This window comes from Brevefilum fermentans (assembly GCF_900184705.1).
GTDB classification, from domain to species: domain Bacteria; phylum Chloroflexota; class Anaerolineae; order Anaerolineales; family Anaerolineaceae; genus Brevifilum; species Brevifilum fermentans.
The window spans coordinates 1,233,951-1,252,215 of sequence record NZ_LT859958.1; the positions used below are offsets into that span (position 1 = coordinate 1,233,951).

The following is an 18,265-nucleotide window of genomic DNA, read 5'->3' on the forward strand; positions in this document are numbered from 1 at the left end:
CTGTCCATAATTGTTCTTCGGTCCCCGGTCTTCCGTCTCCGGTCTTCTGTCCCCCGTCTTTGTTCCTTATTACTCTCCCGGCAGGAATTGGGCGCGCATTTTCTCGAAGTCGCGGTTGGCCTGGGCATAGTCTTCAGGGTTGCCGAGGTCCATCCAGTAGCCGTTGAAGGGATAGCCGATCACTTTTTCGCCTGCAGCCAGCAGTTTGTGCACCAGGTCAGGGAAATCCAGGTATTCGTCTTTGGGGATGTAATCCAGCACCCGGGGTTCAAAGATGTACATGCCCATACTGACCTTGTAATCCAGCGTCGGTTTTTCGATATAACCGGTGACTGAAAAATCATCATCATTTTGCTGAACCACACCAAGATCAATGTGCAGTTGGTGCTGGTGCACGGCAAGGGTGCAGATGCCGCCCTGTTGGCGATGGAAGGCGAGAAAATCCTCGATATCCAGCAGGGTGAGCACGTCCCCGTTGCTGACCAGGAAGGTTTTGTCCAGGTTGGGTATCAGAGCCAGTGGCCCGGAGGTTCCCAGGGGTTTGGTCTCGTAGGAGTAGGTGATCTCGAGGTCGAATTGCTGGCCATCCTGGAAAAAGGATTGTATCAGGTGTGCCAAGTGCCCGACAGTTAAGATGACCTTATTGACGCCGCTGCGCTTCATTTGTCGCAGGAGGATTTCGAGGATGGCTTTGTCGCCAACGGGCATCATCGGTTTCGGGAAAACATAGGTGTAGGGGGCAAGGCGGGTGCCACGCCCACCGGCAAGAATAACGGCTTTCATAAGTTCACTCCGTGTTAGTTTATTGGTGAAAGCTCATCCCCTCACTGCGCTCGGGGACTGCGAAGCAAGAAGCTGAAGACCTAAGTGATTTGTAAAATGATATTGATTGAACCATTTATCTTTTTGATTATTTCAAATGTTAATTTTATAAATTCAAATTACTTTTTACCTGATAACCAACCAAGCGTCAGCAGATTTAAATTATTGCACAAGGCGGAGATGTTTACGGCGTGTACCCATCTCATTTACAGCTTTAATGACCAGGATAGCAAAAATCATGCTTCATTCCTGGACCAGTAAGACTTTATTTGCTATTTGTTTATGGCTGTTTGCCATTTATTCAATCATTGACCTTAGGATACTCTGCTGTTGGTCAATTTCATTGATTTTTGAGCTTTGAGCGATATGCTATCACCTATCATCTAACAGCGACAATCTAAAACTCATATTTCCCGACTCGATACAAATCCAGATGCTGGCGGATCCAGTCGATAGTTTGCTGCAAGCCCGTATGGATATCAACATTGGGCTGCCAACCGAGTAAGTGGCGGGCTTTGCGGTTATCGGACAGCAATCGCATGACCTCCGATTTCTCTGGACGTAGGCGTTCGGGCTGGACCTCGATGCGCACCGGACGACCAACCAGCTCAATGACCCGATGGGCCAGTTCACCGATGCTGACTTCGGCGCCATAGCCGAGGTTGATGGTCTCACCAGCAAGCCCGGGTGTTTGGGCTGCTTTGATAAATCCGTTTACCGTGTCACTGAGATAGGTGAAATCCCGTTTCGCGTCCAGGTTTCCCAGGCGGATCACATCCTGGGTGAGAGCCTGGGTGATGATGGTTGGGATCACCGCCCGTGCGGATTGACCGGGTCCATAGGTGTTGAAGGGTCGCAGAGTGACGGCGTCCACGTCAAAGGCGCGGTAATAACTCTCGACGAGTTTATCCGCGCCAATTTTGCTGGCAGAATAGGGCGATTGTCCCTGCAGAGGGTGATCCTCGTCAATGGGAACGCGCAGTGCAGTGCCGTAGACCTCGCTGGTGGAGGTATGTACCATGCGGCAGCCATGGGCACGGCAGGCTTGCAGTACGTTGAGCGTGCCCAGCACGTTGCTTTCGACCACTTCAACCGGGTGGAGATAAGAGTAGGGGATCGAGATCAAAGCGCCAAGGTGAAAGACGATCTCCATGCCATTTACAGCTTTCATGATTGCATCGGGGTCGCACAGGTCACCTGCAATGATCTCGACGCGCTGGCGGACATCGACTGGCAGTAATTGCAGCAAGCCGCTATCGCCGCGGGATGTATAGCGGACAAATGCGCGTACCCGGGCGCCCATTTCAACCAGCGATTGAACTAATGTGCTACCAATAAAACCCCCGGCGCCGGTGATTAAGATGGATTTTGCATTAAGAGATGTGTTCATGTGCTTTGGGGTTCTTCAGTTAAGGATAATGATTGTCTCAATACCGCAATCACATCGGGAACAACGATGGTATTGGCTTCGGTAGATTGACAGATAGAGAGTATCTTTTGGATGCGATCGGGTGGACAATTTGCAATGGCAAACAAGATCAACCCGATCTGATAGCGGGAAACCAGTTCCGGGATGTCGTCGGTGGTACCCAGAACCCTGTGGCTCATGATCTCAATATTGCGTTTCCGGGGGTCATCGTCAACGATGCCGATCACCGCGAACAGATCGCGAAAGGTGCTGCGCTGGAGCATCCAGAGGGTCAATTCTCCCAGCTCACCGGCGCCGACGATCAGCATGCGCTCACCGAAGGAAGCTCGATGACCGCGAAACAAGATCCAGCGGTTGGCCAGCCCGGTGAGGAGACGTTCTCGATAGCGAGCTGCCACCAGGCCGATGAAGACCATCACGCTCATCAGCCACATCAAGGCGAAGGGAATATGCGGTTCGGTCAGCCAGTAACGGTTGATCAACCAGACGATGACGAGGGTGATGCCAACAGAGATGGCAAAATCAAGCGTATAGGTGGGGCTGGCTCGTGACCAATCGATGCGATGCAATCCCAGTAAGCTGTTGATGATCGTCAGGAACGCGGAGGCCAGAAATGCACCCAGTAAAAAGGTCGGAATGCCCAAATTGATCACCGAACTCAGACGCCAGATCAGGCCGGATAATCCAATCATGAACAGGTTCACAAACAAATCCACAATGAACCAGTTTAGCACGCGATGGGTGATGGTATAGAACACTCCAGAAAAGAACCAGCGTTCTTTAACTTGAAGGCTGCGAAGTTTGGGAAGGATGACAATTAGTGTCATGAACAGCACGTCCAAGTCGTTGATAAAGGTGTGATTAGCAACGTAGAGCTGATCTAATCGTAATTTATCGGGCAGGATATCTTTCAGGTACGCATCCATAAAACCATCGCCGAATAGAAGCTTTTCTTCATCGCGATAAACAATTGTGGCCGGACTGGTGATACCTGGTTTTACCGAGAGGATTGTTTTCCGTTCTTCCGGGGACCATTTTTCAACAAATTGAGGATCTTCAGGTCGGGGACCGACCAGACTCATCTCGCCAATCAGGACATTCCAAAGTTGCGGAAGTTCGTTGACTTTTGTGGCTCGCAACCATTTACCGATTGGTGTGACGCGCTCGTCGTTGTTGATGGTGAGCGGAGAGCCCGCGTTGGTCCTGGGTTGGTCGTACATCGAGCGGAACTTTAACATCTGGAATGGCTTCCCGTTTTTTCCGACGCGTGTGGCTTTGTAGAATATTGGGCCGGGTGAGTCCAGTTTGATGGAGAGGGCGATCAAGATAAAAAAGGGTGAAAGGAACAGCAAGCCGAAAGCTGAAATAAAAAAGTCAAAACTTCGCTTGACGAAGGCGGTCAAGCCGCGCCGGGTACTCGGCAAAGCCTGACCGGATTTTGCTGTTTGAGTTTTAGTTGGCCTTTTTTTGTTGTCAGCTGTTTGCTTCATTGGTTTCGCTCCTGGAAGGCTTTGTATGGCATAATAAATTAATATTTGATGAAGCGATTATAACATAAAATAAGGAATAAGGCAGTAGTAGGGAGAGCTTAGAATTTAGAACTTAGAGCTGTGAGTCACGACCAACTTTAAATATGTAGCGCATTAGAAAATTTTTGCCTGATTGATTGAAAGAGATCATTGATCATTCTGGCAATCTCATTGGACTGTGTTAACAAGGGATTAAATAAATCTTTGTCAATCCATTTCCACATAATAAATATTTTAATCAATGTTAATGTGACAAAAAAAGATCCCCTGGCAATGTGAAGAAAACAAATTTTTAATTTGGCTCGTGTCTTTGGCTTCTAATAATGTTTTTCGGGATCAGTGTGGCAGCTGACTCAAGCTATTCGTAGAGTAGAGAATGTTGGCGTGAAGTATCCAGGATTTTAATTAATTCTATCACCCGATCTTCAAACAACATATTTTTTACCATATAATCAGTTTTTGACAATTTGACAAATCTTTAGCGCCCACTTCGATCAGGTTCCTTGGCAAAGTTTTAACATTAAAGCTTAACGTTCTCCACACTACCAGTCACAACCATTTATTTTTATTGCTTTGTAATTATTGCTAGATAATGGCTGTTGAAGACTTTAAGCGATTCAAGAATGACTGCTAAAGCCCAGGAGATGGGGACGATAAGGCGAGCAATAGGCGGAGCAAGGGTGATTTTGTGTAACTTAAATACACAGTTGCTGAATAAAATTTTTATCTCTTTGGGTTTGATGCCCGCGGTTTGCGGGTTGGTGGGGTTCCACCAGAAATCATACCAGAGGATGACGCCATCAGGTTTGAGTACCCGCAGCATCTCGGAAGCCATGTTGCGCTTGATTTGCGGGTCCAAAATAGAAGAAAATGCAGTAAATTGTAAAAGGATATCGAATTGAGCAGATTCATAGGGGAGAAATTGGCCATCAGCGCAAGAAATTTTTGACTCTGGTAAAGTTTGTTTTGCTAAAACCACGCGATCGAGCAATATATCAATACCTGATAGGTTTGATGCTGTTGCGCCATAGCGCAAGAATCCCAGCATGACTCCACCCCGACCACATCCGATTTCAAGGATTTTGGATTGGTTTAAGCTTTGAAAACCAAATTCTTTGAGACAAGACAATAAAGCACGTTCCTGGGATTGGAGCATGAAAACATAGGCAGGGTTTGAGAATGAATAAGTATTTTTGTAGTATGCGGGGTCCGCCCTGCGTTGATATTCTTTCTTTAATCGTTCAAGATCTTGTTGAGGCATGATCCTTAAGCTTTGTTGATAATATATTTTGCAAAGGCTTCAGTGATATTTGCTCTGTTATATAGCTTGATCGCTGTTCTCCTGCCATTTTCCCCAAATTGTGTTCGTAGTTTTTCATCCGCTGAAAGCTGCTTGATCGCATTCATCAAAGCTTGACCATCCCCAGGCGATACAGCCAGCCCAACCTTAGCAGAGGTGACAATCTCAGCCGGCTCACCATCGGCAATTAAAATGACAGGTTTTGCAGAAGCCATGGCTTCGTATAGTTTTGAAGGAACTGCTCCAGGAAGAGTGGTTTTGAGCGGAATCAAACACACATCGACTGAAGCCAAAATTTCAGGCATTTTCTTGCTAGCAACTGCGTCATGAAATTCGATATTTGTTAGTTCTAATTCTTGGGCTAATTTGATTAATAAGGATTTTTCAGGTCCATCCCCGATGAAAACAAATCGAATTCCTTCAGGAGCGCCTTTGGCGCAGTAAAGAATTTGACTCAAACCCTGTGCCAACCCGTGTAAACCACCATAAAAAAAGATCAGATCACCGTGGGGCGAAAATGATTTTCTAATTTCCGGACGGAAATTTTTGGGGTTAAACCGGACAGTGTCCACGCCATTAGAGAGGTGAAATAATTTAACCTCTGGGAAACGGGCATTAATGCAGTTAATAGTGGTTTTGGTTTGTCCGGTAACCAGCCAGGCTTTCCGATATATAAAAGCTTCCAGCTTCTCTGAAAGCGTCAGCGCCCATCCTGGTTTGACCGCGCCTAACCTTACGGCAGATTCTGGCCAAAGATCGGAGATATTGAAGATCCATTTGGCACGCTTCAGACGGCTGAGAAGATATCCGGTGATCCCCAGAAACAAAGGGGGACTTTCAGTGAGGATAAAATCCACCTTTTTAAACCCCCATATACCAAAGAAGAGCGATGAAAGTACGAAAGAAAAATAATTTGCTAAACGGGGTAGCATCGCGGTCTTTTGTGTGGGGAAAACCCAGGTGCGAAAAACAGGGATGTCAGAAATAGTTTCCTTTTTCCATAAGCCTCTGTAATCTGGAAATATTTTCCCCTTTGGATAACTTGGTAGGGCTGTGAGGACTTGGACTTCAAAACCACGCGCCTTCAGACCGGTTGCTAGTTCAGACAGCCTGGCTTGGGGCGCTCCGATTTCAGGTGGATAATACAGAGTGAGGAGTAGTAGCTTCATCAGTCATTGTTCTGTGATAAATTGCTGATTACAAATCTTCTTTTCCCACCTTTTGTTAAAGGGATTTCATCAACAATTTGGATATTGATTTTTAATTTACCAGTCCCCTTTTGCTTCAACGCATTGATTACACGTTGTTGTATGGTTGGATCAGAATTATCTCTCAGTACAATAAGTAGCAATATAGAATTAATGTCTTTTTGTACCACCTGAAATGAATCTATCTCAGAAAAATGCTCCAAAATGCCCGTAAAAAAGTGGACAATTAATCGGTTACCATCTGGTGTAAATATTACATCCGTATCTCGACCTTGAATCGATTTGATAAGGCCAAATGAACGCCCGCAACTGCACATCCCCGATTTTGGTGTAGCGATATCACCAACTTGATAACGAATTAAAGGCATAGGTCCAGGATGCAACCGAGTGATTATTACGCTCCCTGGTCTTCCATAGGGAACTGGGTCATTTCTTTCATCTAAATATTCAACAATTACGTCAAGATCATGTGTATGATAATGATTAGACGCACCACATTGCCCAGCGATATGAAAACCTTCCGCACAACCATAAGTATCAATGACCTTTGTGTGGAATACACTCTCGAGAGCATTTCGATAGTGAGGGAAAAGCGTATCCCCCCATGACACAATTGATTTTAAAGGCTTATTCCAACCAAGTCTATTTGCATATTTAGCAATTAAGTATAAACTGCCCGGATAACCCCATAAGTGGTCTAGGTTATATTTTTCTATTTCTATAAGAATAGCCTCAAGATGCAGATCATCGAGCTGGTATGCTGAGAAATAATGGCAATTAAACAGCCTATCTTTTATTCGCCGATCCAAGCTTCTATTCAGGGTCATCCCAGTCTGGAGGTGAGGTTCGCCAATGGACCAACCAGCCCATCCAAGCTCAAGCATAAATGTGGCTCGATACCAACCTGCGGTAAATGAATCTTCTAAGACATAGAAATTCTTTCCAGTAGACCCTGAGGTGCTAACCAGATAGGTTTTCTGGCCCGTTTTACGTGTTGTTTGGTGAGGGAAACTTTCTCTGAGCATATCTTTGGTTACAACCGGGAGCCTTGCTAAATCTTCTTTTGTTCGAATTGTGTCAGGCTTTATACCCTTATCATCCAGCAATTTTTGATAGAAGGGAACTTCATGATAAGCTATTTGAATTAAATTTTGCAAGTCATTGGATTGTTTGCTAATGATTTTTTCACGTGGCCAATATTGAGCACTTTCCAGGAATTTTAAGCGTGCCATCATGTTTTGACCGAAAAGCCTGTCACCTAACGGAAGTATCAGATTTCTCAATAACTTTGTTCTCATATTAAGAAATAACCTGCATTAATGAATAACCATCGTATCAAATAATGCTTCCCACTTTGTCAGTATTTGTGACCAATCATAGTTTTCAGCTTTTATTCGAGCGTTTTTTGATAATTTGGATCCCAAGTTTGGCTCGATCAGCAAACGTTTTATGGCTGCCGCCATCGCAGGGGCATCATCCGGGGGAACCAATAAGCCTTCCTGTTCGTGTTCAACCAGGTAGGGGATGCCCCCGACCTCCGTGGAGACGATGCACAATCCGATAGCCATCGCTTCAAGCACGCAGCGTGGCGCGGTATCAAAGTTGGTGGTATTGATAAATATGTCGCCTTTACTCAACCAATCTGGGATTTCGGTATGGGGGAGACCACCAACAATGTGAATGCGGTGGCGCACGTTCAGTTTCTCTGCAAGGGTTAGCATGCGCTGCAAACTGCCGTCACCTTTATCCGGCCCAATCATCCACAATTGAATGTCCTGAAAGTCAGGGGCTAATTGCTGCAGGACTCGCGGCGCCATACTCGGGTTATAAATCTCATGAAATGATCGTACCCAGACTAGGTTCGCAGTTGGTTTTGCTCTGTGTTTGTATTTGAGGGTTGATAAATCTATTGGGTTGGGGATCAGACGAATATCTGCCCGGTATTGCTTGAGTTCAACCTGGTGGTAAGGCGAGGGGGAGACAACGGCTGTAGCACGTGCCAAAGTCCGCTTGAGCCGTTTCGGATGCTTTCGCGCGAAATCAGGCAGTCCACCGCCGTGTAAGGTCATGACGATGGGCTTATCGAGATGAGCCAATAAAAATGAGCATACTTGAGCAAAGATGAAGGCTTTACCGCTGAATACATCGATCTGAGCCAGTGAATAATGCCCTTGTTTGAGAAGGATGGCGGAAACCATATCCATTAAGCGCAACGGCTGGAACACCTTGGCTGAAGTTGTGATCACCTTCCAACCTCTGGATTGTAATTTTTCTGCCAAGTAATGCCAGACGTTTTTGTTAAGTTTGTCTGTGGGCAGGTGATTACCGATTAATAATAAAGACCCTTTGGACATCAAATCAAAAACCTATTTCATAAATAATTGCTAAAACCCTGAACCTCATTTTTACTTGTTTAGAGGCAGCGACGTTTTCTTGGCTTGATCAACCATTGTGGTATTTTCAGTTTTCTCCCAGGTTATCATAGCCCACCCTAACAAAAAAGAGATCGCCACAATTCGCATGGCAGCATGTCCCATTTCAACCAATGACCAAGTTGCCAATCCCACGACCCAGGCGCGTGAGACGGCATCGGGAGTTTTGAAAAAACTTCGCAATAATAAAAGCATCAGGATAAACAGCGCTAAAACCCCACCACTTCCATGTTCAGCCAAAATACGTGAAAATTCAGTGTGCGCCGCGGCGAATACTGTTCCTCTTCTGAAATACATTGCCATCCCGGGGCCGACACCGAAGGTTGGATTTTCTGAAAATATTTGAAAATCAGCCTTAACAAGAGCTTTACGCGATGATACGTCAGTATCAGAAAATCTTTTACTTAACATTCCCCCGGTCAATTGTTCCAATTGGGGAAGGATAAACGCTATCATCAGCAGAAGCAACAATGAAAGGGTGAAAATGCTCCTGACAAATCGATTGGGTTTTGCTAAAAGGTGAAAAATTGAAATAATTAACGCAATTGCAAAATTGTATAAACCCCCGCGTGAAAAAGTGAGGAAACTTTGCACAAGTAAAACCAGAGCCAACCCCATTGCCAAAAAACGCCCTTCTCTTTGGTCATCAGTAACCGTTAACAACACCAGAAGTAAGGCTCCTAAACCTAAAACGGCTGAAACCTGGTTAGGCCCAAAGCCGCCGCTGGTGACGAATACCGATTCACCGCCAAAATTAATTGTCGTGGCGGTAATGGTGCTGAAAATGGCCAGGGTTAAGACACCAATAATGGGATAGACCGTAGGCCAAACCCAGTTTTTATTCTCATTGAGGGCAGCTTTAATTTGACTGAAAAAAAGAATACATACACTAGTAGCCAAAGGACCAGATAGATTAAAGCTGATTAATTCCCGGGCACGTTCACTCCACCCAAAAGCGCCAACGGTCAGAGCTACAGAGGGGATGAGCACGATGAAGAATAGCAAGGGTAAACCTGCTCTTTTTATTTTGCCCATCTTCAGTAGTGCAAGAATTAAAATGGCGATTGTAGCATATTTTCCAAACTCCCAGAAAACACCTGCTTTTGTCATCCGCCACAGCACTTCTGCCCCAGTGATATATCCTATGATTGGAATTATTTTCTTAATATCCTCTGAGGTCAGTGCTGTGTAGACACCAATCGCAAGAACTACCATAGCATGCAGCGTAGACACCAGCTTGTAACTTCGCATCGTTAAGGCCAACAGGATGTGCAGGAGCACCATGAGCAATATTTTTATTGATTTGCTGATTGGACCAAAGCGAGGGTGAGCAGAAAGCTGTGGAAGACTCGATTGGAGTTGATATTTAAGGTTGTTCATGTTCCAGATCTATCTGCCAGGATTGGGAGAACATATTAATAACATCAGATAGGTATTTCTCATAAGTAAACTCACGTGCCGCCATAATAGCATTTTTGCTAACTTGTTTCCAAGCGCGTGGGTCTTGAGTATAACCCAAAATTGCCTTAACGTAAGCATCCGTGTCTTTGGCTGGAAGTGCAAGACCTGATCCGGTCTCGCCCAGAATTTGGGGTATGCAGGAAACGGTGCTGGCAAGGGGGACAACACCATATGCCATGGCTTCACTGAGGACCTTAGGCCAACCTTCCGATGCTATTGAGGGGTGCAAAATGAAATGTGCTTGTTCATAATATTTTTTAACGTCATTTTTCGAGATCCAACCCGTGAAAACAAGAAGATCCTGGAGGTCTAATTGAGTCACCAAACTTTCAAATTGTTTTCTTTCTTTACTATCCCCAATTAAATAAACTAAGAAGAAAATTCCCTTACTTTTTAATTTACTGGCAACATTAATCAAATGGTCAACGCCTTTTTCAGTTTCTAATCGTCCGACAAAAAGTATTTGAATAGGCTCCTTCAATGATTTTTCTTGTGCGATTTCATATGAAATCTCGTAATCTTCCAAAGAAAAGGATGGATTAATAAAGGAAATTACGTGACCGGGTTGATCAGGCCAACGGCCATTCACTGTAACCATATGGTGCAAGTATTTACGACTTAATAACCAACGTTGGAATTTATAGGACAATTCTTCATGTGCAGGCGGCTGCCAATTCCCGGCATATTTAACCCACACGGGCTTGCCCCTGCCCCACAAGCGACAAACCAATAATGCAATTAAGCTAATCCCTGCCGGGCAGCGAATATGAATCGCATCCGCCTGGCGCATTTCAACACGCATTGCAGCCATCCAGTTTGGGATGTGTCTGATGATGTCCAGCTTATCCCGAAGCTTCTCTCCGCCAGCGGGTTTAACTCCCACAAAATGTACATTTCGAGAGTGATAGGGTAAAGCGCTTTCTGGTGGTGAACCAGTATGCAGGGGTGCCAGGTGCCGAATTTCACTGAATAAGCTCCCCAATTGGTCAATTTCACGCACGGTAGGACCCCAGCCAACCAGCTCTTCTTTTCGGGTGTAATGCGGTGTGTGGGAGATGATTAATAATTTCATAGATGCGCTTAATTTTCCTTTGTCAATAGTTGATTGAAAACTTTGACATAGCGCGCCCCCACCTGCTCCCAGGTTTGGTGTTCAATTGCGTTCTTCCGAGCTTGGGTCTCAAATTGTGCTCGTTTCTGGTGGTCTTTGATCAGGACAAGGATTGATTCTGCTGTTTGTTCCGGATCGTTTTGAGGAACGAGCAATCCAGTGTAGTTGTGCTGAACTGCCTCTGCGAGGCCTGAATTGTCCGAGACAACCGCTGCTTTTCCGCACAGTGCGGCTTCAATCACGGCGATGCCATAACCCTCAAAATCCCCATCAGAAAGTTGACGGCTGGTCATCACGAACAGATCGCAGGCGTTATAGAGCATTAACAGGATTTCGTCATGGATACGACCCCAAAAACGAAGATGATGACCCACGCCTAAACCTTGAGCCAAGGTCTCCAATTCAGATTGCTTGTTTGGCAAACCAGCCATCCAATACTGTACATTTGGAAATTCCCGTATGATCCGGGGCAAAGCCCTGATGACGACCTCCTGCCCTTTGCGGTCGGTGACACTGCCCACAGTTAACAACACAAATTGCCCTTCCACAGCCTGTGCAGATCGGAAAGCAGCAACTTCATGAGCCGGCAGACGATAAAAACGAGTATGATCCGCGCCATTGTAGATCACCAGGCTGGGTGGCTGGTTGATCCTCAATGTATGCAGTGCCTTTTGTGTGTATCGGCTGACGCAAATCGCCATTTGCGCCTGGTTGCCCGTCAATCGGGTTATGCGTGCCCTTATTCCTTTCTGAGCGCCAAATTCTGTTCCGTGACCCACCAGCACCCAGGGGATCTTGTGAAACCGAAGAATGATGGCTGTTACCCAAATGGCATGAGACCCGGAAGCCAGCACTAAATGTGGTTTGAAGCTGCGAATAACTCGCCAAATCGTCTGAAACCGCAACATTGATTGCAATAGCCTACTGGCTGCAGAGGGCAAGCGCGAGATTCTGAAAGGCAGATTAGCGTTGAAGGTGGCTATTTCTTTTTCGTCAGCATAATTCTGAGGGCTAACCACATGGACGTTCCAGCCCTGCCTGAAATGATACTGGGCTAATTGAAAGGCATGGGTGCCGATCCCACCTGGCCCGGGCGGAAATTCTGAAGAGATGAATAAAATACGCTTCATGGTTTCTCGTCAGTCGATAACTCAGGGATCTGTGGATAGTATTCTAACATGGCACACGCGACCTTTAATCGTTTTATAATGAGTATAAAACTGTTGGGTAAACTGAGAAAGCCGACAATAATCTTGGCGAAACGTTTGAGAAAAGGGCCTTTTAGACTGAAAGTTCCTAAAACACTCGTCCAGCACATTTCCTTAACCTGTTGGTCGGAAAAATAGCGTTTTGCCAGATAGAGATCTGACACCGTTGGCAGGTTTTGTTTAAAAATATTGTTTCGGGATGCTGCATAGGTATGGATGCGGGCTTTGTGCTCGCGTAGCCCGCCCATCGGGGCGCGGTGGTGTAGTATGCTGATGGCAGGGTCAAGCACCATGAGTTCTCCGCTAAGATAGAGGCGCATTCCCAGATCATGATCAGCGCGCTGACCGTGATCATAAGCCAGATCGAACAGACCTGATTTTCGCAGCTCACTTTTCCGCAATAAGGTGTTGCAAGCAGGGAAGACATTGCTAACTCGCAAAAAACGAAAATCTTCAGGCAACTCTCCTAAATCCTTCTCTTTTAAGACACCATTTGAAACATTGGTTTGAAAACGTGCTAAATTGTAGAGATGTTTTTCTATCAAGTCCGGTTGTAATTCAATGTCATCATCCAGGAGCAAAATGAACTCACTTTGGGCCATGTCTAAGCCAAAATTTCGTGATGAACACTGCCCTGCCTGATCAAGAAAATACCAACTTAGAGGAAGGTCGGAGAATTCTCTTTTGAGGTCCGGATTCCTTTCGTGTTGCGGAGTTTGATCGATTACCAAGATTTCAAAGGGCGTGACGGTTTGCTCGCGCAGTTGGTTCAATAACACACAGAGGTAAGGGTAGCGCCTGAGCGTAGGAATGAGGACGCTCACCTTTCCCTCTGGTGTGCGCTCACGGACATCATTCCCCGTTCGTTGATAGTGCGTTTTGACCGGCGATGGCGTTTCACTTTTGATCTCTCGCCATGCCTTCAGAAGTGCAACTGGTGAACGCTTATCTCGTAAAACAGAACGAAAACCTGCCCAATATAACCAGCGGCGGGTAAATCCAGCCCTTAGGAAGCGCAACTCATCCCGGAGGGGAATATCAACTGTTTTTGTCACAACCTTATCGGGAAGCATGACGGGGAAATGGCGGACAAAAGCGCCATTTCGAATATAGCGATATCCCAAAGCCAGGCTCGCCGCGTCAAGTGATTCGAAACAAGGATCCGGTCCACCCAACTGGTGCATAACTTCCTTGCGGATCAGGCAAGCTCGCAGCGAGAGCCGCCAGGATGTCGCTTCGATGTGGGCATCTGGATCTCGGTTCAACATCCAGGTTGGCTGGACGAAATCGAGTAATTTCGGTAAGCCCGCCAGACCGAGCAGCAAACCGCCATGCCAGACATCCCCAGCGCCATCCAAACAGGCGTTGATCCACTCAACTGTGGGTACGCCCAGGGCGGCATCCCACAGCAGCCAAGCATCAGCAACGTGTACTTCGCTGTAAGTTTCCAGGCTGTTGTGAATGGCTGATGGGGTGGGTCGACAAGCAATACAGACACCAAGTCCCCAGGAAGGAAGCGGTTTATCTATAGAAAGCCATAAAAGGTTAATTTGATATTTAGAGGGATTCATAAAAAGCTTCAAAGGATTCGATTTGTTGATGCAATTGGAAATGGGTTTCCACACGCACGCGCCCGGCTTTTCCCATCCGCAGTCGCAAAGCGCTATCCTCAGCCAGCAGAGCCAGTTTCTCAGCCATAGCGGCAGGGTCGCGGCGGGGGACAACAAATCCTGTGACTCCGTTGGCGACATTTTCCGCCAACCCGTCAGCGTCAGTGCATACTATCGGAACACTCATTGCCTGGGCTTCGAGCACTGCATTACAGAAGCCCTCAGAGACAGCACTGTGCAGAAATATCTCCGCCTGGCTGAGGTTTTGCAGGACCTTTCCATGTGGCTGGCTACCACAAAACTCAACGAAATTCTCCAAGCCTAACTGGTGGCGAGCAAAATAGAGCGCATCGCGGTGACCTCCGTCTCCAATTATCTGGTAGCTGACAGAAATATCCCGGTCAACAAGCATTCGAATTGCTTGCAGGGCAAATTCATAACCTTTTTTCCATTCTAACCTGCCCACACTGAGTATTCTCAGTGGATTTTCGGGCGTGCCAAGGGAATTGGATTTGCGTTTTGCTTCCGGTTGAAAAAGGCTCAAATCGACTGCTGGAGGGATCAGTCGATGTGGCATTTCAATCGGACAGCCACGCCTTATAGCACGCTGCCACAAGTCCTGCCCCAGGAAATGGCATGCATTCACCTGCTTCCAGACCTGATCATAGTAGCCTGGTTGGTCAAGCCCTATAAAGTTTAGGTCATATCCCCGGAAACTGACGGTTAACTGGCTATGCAGAAGCTCTTTCAAATATGTCCTCCCGACAGCCAAGGAACCGAATTCAAAATGCAAAATGCTCGGCTTTAATTGGATCAGGGCAGAATCCAAGTAGAAGCGCCGGATGATGTCCCACTTGAAAAGCGTCCAGCCTTCCTTGAAGTAAATCAACGTATGGCGAGGCGCCCACAGTAAACACCGTAGAAATGCAGGAAGGAACAACAAGGGAACCAACCATTTCGGCTGAATTGGAAAACGTCGCTTCACCCTTTGCTTGGCTTCAGGATGATTTGCCAACTCAGGAAACTTGTGCCAGGTCGCCTTATCGAAATGGATGCAGAAGAGATAGACATCCCAGCCACGCTCCAGAAGCCCGAGGAACTTGCTGACGATGAAGGTCTCTGAAAGCTGGGGGAAACGTGTCGTGATCAATACCAGTCGTTTTCGCATAGTATTATCCAGCGTTGCGCTCTGGCTTGTCTGCAGCGGTAGATTCAAACAATGAGATAAAAGCATCCACATGATCTTGCACGTGAAAATCCTTGATAACCCGAGCACGCCCCGCCTGCCCCATCCTGCGCCGCAAATCGGGATCATGGGCCAGGATTTCTAAAGCTGCAGCCATACTTTGTGGATCGCGCACCGGGATCACAAAGCCTTCCTCGCCATCGGTCACCGCTTCGCGAACACCCCCACAATCGCTGGTGACGACTGGCAATCCACAGCTCATCGCTTCCAGCACCGCGTTTGGCAAGCCTTCACTCAGGCTTGAAAAAACGAAAATGTCAGCTTGCTGGAGTTGCTGTCGGACTTGCTCCGATGAGAGTTTACCATGCAGGATTACCTGGTCTGCCAGGTCAAGGTCATGTGCTGTATACAGGATCCGGTTGCGCTCATATCCTTCACCAATGATGTGCAATTTCGCGTCTATGCCCATGTAACGCAGATCGGATAGGGCCATAAGCATGTATTCATAACCTTTTGTCCAAATAAGGGAGCCAGTGGTAACCAGCCTCAATTCTTGGCCTGGAATTTTTGAATCAGCAGGAATAAAATAATCAGGATCAACTGCAGGGTGAATAACGACTGCCTTGGTCCGGGTCAATCCATACTGTAAAGCCTCTTCAAGGATATCTAATGATACACAATGGACCGCATCAGCTTTTTCAAGTGTTACGGTCAGGCTGTCAATGTATGCCTGCATTCTCCTCTGATGAGGTCGGATATTGACCTGACTTCCGCGACACGAGACCACAGCCGGCATTCCGGAATCAAATAAGCCAATGTGATCTATCGCAGCTGAATTCCAAGGGAAGTAAATTACATCCCAAGTCCTATGTGTGAAGGGTAAGTAGCGAAAGAATACCTTAAATTTTGAACGCCAGCCTTCAGCTTGATTTGTCAGCTTCCAAAACCATATTGGTTTACGCAAGCGTGGATTTGCTACTAAAAGCAGCAGTGTAATGATCATGTCTGCCCAAAGATGTGAATGCAGACGAGGAGTCCAAAGCCACTTTGGTTTCAATGAGAGGATACAGCGCAGGTCTCTTTTTCGAGGCGTTGCGATTGTCAGGCGAATACCTTTTTCTAGTAGACCCGTGATAAGGCGGCTCAGAAAGGTGGTGCCATGTTGACCGTAGCCGACAAACAGCACCCGTAAAGGCTTAGCCATAGGCCTCCAGCCAGGCGGAGAGGGTTAAGAGCATTGAAGCTGCGTAACCGTTGGCGGCATCCGGGTGGGTGAAAAAATCCGCCAGGAAAGCCGTCAAACGCTGTCTATCAACAAAACTGTGTAGCTTAAGCCCGGGCGAGAGCAGCCAGTTCTCCAGCCTTTTGCGCCCCTTAGGATGAAGGAACTGCACCTCCCAGTTGCGTTGCAATAAACGGTCGCCTTTTAGAATACGGCTCAGCTTCTTCAGGGCGCGCTTGGGCAGTAGCCAGGAATTATAATAGCGATATTGATACAAATTGGCATCAAAGCTCTGCCAGGTTACGTGCGACAGGTCTGGCGCGAAGTGTTTGAGATATTCAATTTGGAAAGCTCGCTCCCGCAGTGGGGCTGATGGGAAGCGGCAGAAAAACTCGCAAAGACGATGATCGTAAACCGATACCAGGGTGAATAATCCCAACTGGTAAGCCCGCAACGATGCCAGGGTCCAGCGGAAGGACCACTGCCAGGTTTTCCAGGCTTTAACCTTAAAATCAAGATCATCGATTGCCTCCAGTTTTTTGAGGGCAGTGACAATTTCACCGGTGACCCAATCCTCAAAATCGGTTGGCAGACAATCCTTGAATAATGGCATCAGAAGCTGAGCGCCTTTTTTGGTGAACCTTTGTGACAGCAGAGTTGCCAGGGTTTGATTGCTTAAAGGCGCTGTGTGGTCCAAAAAGCCCATGTCATCCAGCCAGACGTCCATCCAATGCACAGCCAGCACATGAGATGCCCGGTCGCTCAGTTGATCAACAACATTTGCCTGCCGGGTTAGCGTAAGGTCCTGAAAGCCCTCAGATGCAGCCAGGACGCGGTTGAGATGGTCAAAGAGATAGGGTTGGATGGTCCAGGTTTGCAGGTTTAGGCTGCGTGTTTTAGCCAGTTGTCGGGCTATTGCTATCTCGACCGAATTATCTTCGTAACCGTAGCTGAAGAAAAACAAATTTTCAGCCTGGCAGGCGGCTTGATCGGTGAGCGGAATTAAGGTGCTGCGGGAATCGAGCCCGCCGGAGATGGGCACCGCGACCCTTTTCCCGTGGACGTGCTCAAGGATGACTGTATGGAAACAATCCTTAAACGCAACCAGTGCTTTTTGAGGATTAAAGGCGGGGTCGGGTTCATGATGCCATGCCCAGGTTGAGCGCTGGCAGAGCTGCTGACCATTTGCGTTGAAGACGGTGTGGGTGGCAGGCGGGAAGACCTGCAGGTCGCGCCAGTAGGTTGTGTTGTTGAGGAAAAAGCCGAATTGGAAGAAGCCTCCGATGGCAGCCCAATCTAACTGTTTGGTGGACGCCGATTCAGCCACTGAGGGTGAAAAGGTTCCCAGGGCGACGCGTTTACCATCGTTCGCAAGGTAGGCGTGGACTGTTCCGAAACGGTCGGTGAGGATGTGCCAGCGTTTCTTGTGTTTTTCATAGCCGAAAATAATGAAATGACCGTTGAGATCAGCCGATGTTTCCAGGGCGTGGGACAGGTTGGGGTGCGGATTGCCGTAGAACTCGCCTAAAGCCCAGATCTGCCAGCGGTCATCGGTGCAGGTAGTCAGCGGAAAACCGTGCCAGCCTTCATCCGGAGATGTGACCATCAACTGCGCTTGATCCATCTGCGCGACAAACTCCCAGGGGCTGGCGCTGCGCGTCGAGATGCGATTTTCTTGCTGATTAAATGTTATTAGCAAATCACCAATATTGTGGTTTTTCATGGGTTAATTTCACCGCAAAGGCGC

Annotated in this window: 15 protein-coding genes; all 15 read right to left on the minus strand. The window is 47.2% G+C overall.

Translation table 11 applies throughout. From position 1 onward, the window contains the following. Positions 1-69: 69 nt before the first annotated feature. Complete coding sequence (locus CFX1CAM_RS05440) at positions 70-783, minus strand: nucleotidyltransferase family protein (protein WP_087862043.1); 714 nt, start codon at positions 781-783, stop codon at positions 70-72. A gap of 436 nt (positions 784-1,219) precedes the next feature. Then, positions 1,220-2,212, minus strand: a complete 993-nt coding sequence (locus CFX1CAM_RS05450; RefSeq protein WP_087862045.1) for a GDP-mannose 4,6-dehydratase — start codon at positions 2,210-2,212, stop codon at positions 1,220-1,222. Beyond that, positions 2,209-3,741: a sugar transferase gene (locus CFX1CAM_RS05455; RefSeq protein ID WP_087862046.1), complete on the minus strand. Its 1,533-nt coding sequence runs from the start codon at positions 3,739-3,741 to the stop codon at positions 2,209-2,211. Before CFX1CAM_RS05455 ends, CFX1CAM_RS05450 begins: the two co-directional genes overlap by 4 nt. Positions 3,742-3,878: 137 nt before the next feature. Further along, a complete protein-coding gene (locus tag CFX1CAM_RS11735) occupies positions 3,879-4,070 on the minus strand; it encodes a four helix bundle protein (protein ID WP_087862047.1) in 192 nt (63 codons plus the stop codon). 275 nt (positions 4,071-4,345) lie between these two features. Continuing rightward, positions 4,346-5,041 (minus strand): class I SAM-dependent methyltransferase, encoded by a 696-nt coding sequence (locus CFX1CAM_RS05465; protein ID WP_087862048.1) that lies wholly within the window; start codon positions 5,039-5,041, stop codon positions 4,346-4,348. A gap of 5 nt (positions 5,042-5,046) precedes the next feature. Then, on the minus strand, positions 5,047-6,249 hold the full coding sequence (locus CFX1CAM_RS05470) for a glycosyltransferase family 4 protein (RefSeq protein WP_087862049.1): 1,203 nt from the start codon (positions 6,247-6,249) through the stop codon (positions 5,047-5,049). Beyond that, positions 6,249-7,586 carry a phenylacetate--CoA ligase family protein gene (locus CFX1CAM_RS05475; protein WP_087862050.1) on the minus strand — a complete coding sequence of 446 codons (1,338 nt, stop codon included), beginning with the start codon at positions 7,584-7,586 and terminating at the stop codon, positions 6,249-6,251. Before CFX1CAM_RS05475 ends, CFX1CAM_RS05470 begins: the two co-directional genes overlap by 1 nt. Positions 7,587-7,604: 18 nt before the next feature. Beyond that, positions 7,605-8,642, minus strand: coding sequence for a glycosyltransferase family 4 protein (locus CFX1CAM_RS05480; protein WP_087862051.1), 1,038 nt, complete (start codon positions 8,640-8,642; stop codon positions 7,605-7,607). A gap of 51 nt (positions 8,643-8,693) precedes the next feature. Then, positions 8,694-10,100 carry an O-antigen ligase family protein gene (locus CFX1CAM_RS05485; RefSeq protein WP_087862052.1) on the minus strand — a complete coding sequence of 469 codons (1,407 nt, stop codon included), beginning with the start codon at positions 10,098-10,100 and terminating at the stop codon, positions 8,694-8,696. After that, the gene (locus CFX1CAM_RS05490; RefSeq protein ID WP_157891738.1) at positions 10,087-11,181 is read right to left on the minus strand and encodes a glycosyltransferase; all 1,095 of its coding nucleotides are present in this window, start codon (positions 11,179-11,181) and stop codon (positions 10,087-10,089) included. The genes CFX1CAM_RS05485 and CFX1CAM_RS05490 overlap by 14 nt, the downstream gene beginning before the upstream one ends. Before the next feature lie 80 nt (positions 11,182-11,261). Beyond that, positions 11,262-12,422 (minus strand): glycosyltransferase family 4 protein, encoded by a 1,161-nt coding sequence (locus tag CFX1CAM_RS05495; protein ID WP_087862054.1) that lies wholly within the window; start codon positions 12,420-12,422, stop codon positions 11,262-11,264. Beyond that, a complete protein-coding gene (locus CFX1CAM_RS05500; protein WP_087862055.1) occupies positions 12,419-14,071 on the minus strand; it encodes a glycosyltransferase family 2 protein in 1,653 nt (550 codons plus the stop codon). Before CFX1CAM_RS05500 ends, CFX1CAM_RS05495 begins: the two co-directional genes overlap by 4 nt. Continuing rightward, positions 14,058-15,278: a glycosyltransferase gene (locus CFX1CAM_RS05505; protein ID WP_157891739.1), complete on the minus strand. Its 1,221-nt coding sequence runs from the start codon at positions 15,276-15,278 to the stop codon at positions 14,058-14,060. Before CFX1CAM_RS05505 ends, CFX1CAM_RS05500 begins: the two co-directional genes overlap by 14 nt. A 4-nt stretch (positions 15,279-15,282) precedes the next feature. Beyond that, the gene (locus CFX1CAM_RS05510) at positions 15,283-16,500 is read right to left on the minus strand and encodes a glycosyltransferase (protein WP_087862057.1); all 1,218 of its coding nucleotides are present in this window, start codon (positions 16,498-16,500) and stop codon (positions 15,283-15,285) included. Then, entirely contained in the window at positions 16,493-18,241 is a 1,749-nt protein-coding gene (locus CFX1CAM_RS05515; RefSeq protein WP_087862058.1) for an asparagine synthetase B family protein, read from the minus strand. Before CFX1CAM_RS05515 ends, CFX1CAM_RS05510 begins: the two co-directional genes overlap by 8 nt. Positions 18,242-18,265: the final 24 nt, after the last annotated feature.

Coding starts and splice junctions, on each gene's coding strand:
- CFX1CAM_RS05510 (WP_087862057.1), bottom strand. CDS start 16,500: ATGGCTAAGCCTTTACGGGTGCTGTTTGTCGGCTACGGTCAACATGGC.
- CFX1CAM_RS05480 (WP_087862051.1), bottom strand. CDS start 8,642: ATGTCCAAAGGGTCTTTATTATTAATCGGTAATCACCTGCCCACAGAC.
- CFX1CAM_RS05455 (WP_087862046.1), bottom strand. CDS start 3,741: ATGAAGCAAACAGCTGACAACAAAAAAAGGCCAACTAAAACTCAAACA.
- CFX1CAM_RS05495 (WP_087862054.1), bottom strand. CDS start 12,422: ATGAAGCGTATTTTATTCATCTCTTCAGAATTTCCGCCCGGGCCAGGT.
- CFX1CAM_RS05485 (WP_087862052.1), bottom strand. CDS start 10,100: ATGAACAACCTTAAATATCAACTCCAATCGAGTCTTCCACAGCTTTCT.
- CFX1CAM_RS05470 (WP_087862049.1), bottom strand. CDS start 6,249: ATGAAGCTACTACTCCTCACTCTGTATTATCCACCTGAAATCGGAGCG.
- CFX1CAM_RS05505 (WP_157891739.1), bottom strand. CDS start 15,278: ATGCGAAAACGACTGGTATTGATCACGACACGTTTCCCCCAGCTTTCA.
- CFX1CAM_RS05450 (WP_087862045.1), bottom strand. CDS start 2,212: ATGAACACATCTCTTAATGCAAAATCCATCTTAATCACCGGCGCCGGG.
- CFX1CAM_RS05440 (WP_087862043.1), bottom strand. CDS start 783: ATGAAAGCCGTTATTCTTGCCGGTGGGCGTGGCACCCGCCTTGCCCCC.
- CFX1CAM_RS05500 (WP_087862055.1), bottom strand. CDS start 14,071: ATGAATCCCTCTAAATATCAAATTAACCTTTTATGGCTTTCTATAGAT.
- CFX1CAM_RS05475 (WP_087862050.1), bottom strand. CDS start 7,586: ATGAGAACAAAGTTATTGAGAAATCTGATACTTCCGTTAGGTGACAGG.
- CFX1CAM_RS05465 (WP_087862048.1), bottom strand. CDS start 5,041: ATGCCTCAACAAGATCTTGAACGATTAAAGAAAGAATATCAACGCAGG.
- CFX1CAM_RS05515 (WP_087862058.1), bottom strand. CDS start 18,241: ATGAAAAACCACAATATTGGTGATTTGCTAATAACATTTAATCAGCAA.